This is a genomic window from Telluria sp. Soil_C_11 (assembly GCF_057657395.1).
The window spans coordinates 1-1596 of record NZ_JBDGIN010000044.1 but is presented as its reverse complement, the minus strand read 5'-3'; the positions used below and the strand labels follow the sequence as shown (position 1 = coordinate 1596).

At 61.0% G+C, this 1596-nt stretch carries 4 protein-coding genes; 1 reads left to right on the top strand and 3 read right to left on the bottom strand.

The genetic code is table 11. The annotated features are described in order from the left end of the window. The 3 genes from AC3A6M_RS24775 to merT all read right to left on the bottom strand — a co-directional run. On the bottom strand, positions 1 to 347 hold a 347-nt coding region (locus AC3A6M_RS24775), incomplete at its 3' end, for a cation transporter (protein WP_182367583.1). A gap of 71 nt (positions 348 to 418) precedes the next feature. Continuing rightward, positions 419 to 694 (bottom strand): mercury resistance system periplasmic binding protein MerP, encoded by a 276-nt coding sequence (merP, locus tag AC3A6M_RS24770; RefSeq protein WP_003131987.1) that lies wholly within the window; start codon positions 692 to 694, stop codon positions 419 to 421. 12 nt (positions 695 to 706) lie between these two features. Further along, positions 707 to 1057 carry a mercuric ion transporter MerT gene (merT, locus tag AC3A6M_RS24765; protein WP_003131974.1) on the bottom strand — a complete coding sequence of 117 codons (351 nt, stop codon included), beginning with the start codon at positions 1055 to 1057 and terminating at the stop codon, positions 707 to 709. Positions 1058 to 1128: 71 nt separating this feature from the next. Between merT and merR the strand changes: the two genes are divergently transcribed. After that, positions 1129 to 1563 (top strand): mercury resistance transcriptional regulator MerR, encoded by a 435-nt coding sequence (merR, locus tag AC3A6M_RS24760; RefSeq protein WP_003131969.1) that lies wholly within the window; start codon positions 1129 to 1131, stop codon positions 1561 to 1563. Positions 1564 to 1596 lie beyond the last annotated feature (33 nt).

Genomic DNA, 1596 nt, shown 5'->3' with positions numbered 1-1596 from the left:
TTCAGCGCCGCCGCCATCGCGGCTCCACCGCTGCCAATGACCGCTACCTGCACCGGGGGCTCGTTGCCACTGTGCTTTTCGGCGGCGGCCATCCATCCCCGCACCTTGTCGAGCAGTCCGACGCGGTTGTCCGCCAGTGGCGCATCGGCTAGCGTTGCCTTGTAGCCCAGTCCGGCCACGGCGGCAGTCAGCGCGTCCGGCGATGTGCCCGGCACGATGGCGAGTTGCGCTGTGCCCTTCGGATAGGACACCAGCGCCGACTGCACGCCTGGCACTTTTTCCAGCGCTTCCTTGACGTGCGCCGCGCACGAGTCGCAAGTCATGCCGGTGATTTTTAGATGGGTCATGCAACAGATCCTTTATCGTTTGTGGCGCCAGACAATGACGTCCGTTGTGCTGCGGTGCCGTTTTCAGTGACTCACTGCTTGACGCTGGACGGATAGCCCGCGTCTGCGGTTGCCTTGGTCAGCTTCTGCACGCTGGTCTTGGCATCGTCGAAGGTGACGACCGCTTGGCGTGTCTCGAAAGTCACGTCAACTTTGCTGACGCCTTCGACCTTGGAAATCGCCTTCTTGACAGTGATCGGGCAGGCGGAGCAGGTCATGCCCGGTACGGACAGCGTGACGGTCTGGGTGGCGGCCCAGACGGGGGCAACAACGGCGGCGAGGGCGAGGGAGGCAAACAGTTTCTTCATGGTGAACTCCGATCAGTAGAAAAATGGCATGACGTAGGGAAATCCGAGCGCGACCAGAACCAGCGCGGCCACGATCCAGAAAATGAGCTTGTAAGTAGCTCGCACTTGGGGAATCGCGCAGACCTCACCCGGTTTGCAGGCCGCTGCCTGCCGGTAGATGCGCCGCCAGGCGAAGAACAACGCCACCAGCGCCACGCCGATAAAGATGGGGCGATAGGGTTCCAACACCGCCAAGTTGCCGATCCAAGCGCCGCTGAACCCCAAGGCGATCAGAACCAACGGCCCGAGGCAGCAAGCCGAGGCGAGGATGGCTGCAAGCCCTCCAGTGAAGAGCGCGCCGCGCCCGGTTTTTGGTTCAGACATGCGCTTGTCCTTTCGAATTGAAATTGGATAGCGTAACCTTACTTCCGTACTCATGTACGGAGTCAAGCGATATGGAAAACAATTTGGAGAACCTGACCATTGGCGTTTTCGCCAAGGCGGCCGGGGTCAATGTGGAGACCATCCGTTTCTATCAGCGCAAGGGCTTGTTGCTGGAGCCTGACAAGCCCTATGGCAGCATCCGCCGCTATGGCGAGGCGGATGTAACGCGGGTGCGCTTCGTGAAATCAGCCCAGCGGCTGGGCTTCAGCCTGGATGAGATCGCCGAGCTGCTGCGGCTGGAGGATGGCACCCATTGCGAGGAAGCCAGCAGTCTGGCCGAGCACAAGCTCAAGGACGTGCGCGAGAAAATGGCTGACCTGGCGCGCATGGAGGCCGTGCTGTCTGAGTTGGTGTGCGCCTGCCATGCGCGAAGGGGGAACGTTTCCTGCCCGCTGATCGCGTCACTACAGGGTGGAGCAAGCTTGGCAGGTTCGGCTATGCCTTAGCGTGCTTTATTTTCCGTTTTCTGAGACGACCCC

Bases quoted from the DNA above. Each gene is read 5' to 3' on its own strand.
- merP (WP_003131987.1), bottom strand. From the start codon at position 694: ATGAAGAAACTGTTTGCCTCCCTCGCCCTCGCCGCCGTTGTTGCCCCC.
- merT (WP_003131974.1), bottom strand. From the start codon at position 1,057: ATGTCTGAACCAAAAACCGGGCGCGGCGCGCTCTTCACTGGAGGGCTT.
- merR (WP_003131969.1), top strand. From the start codon at position 1,129: ATGGAAAACAATTTGGAGAACCTGACCATTGGCGTTTTCGCCAAGGCG.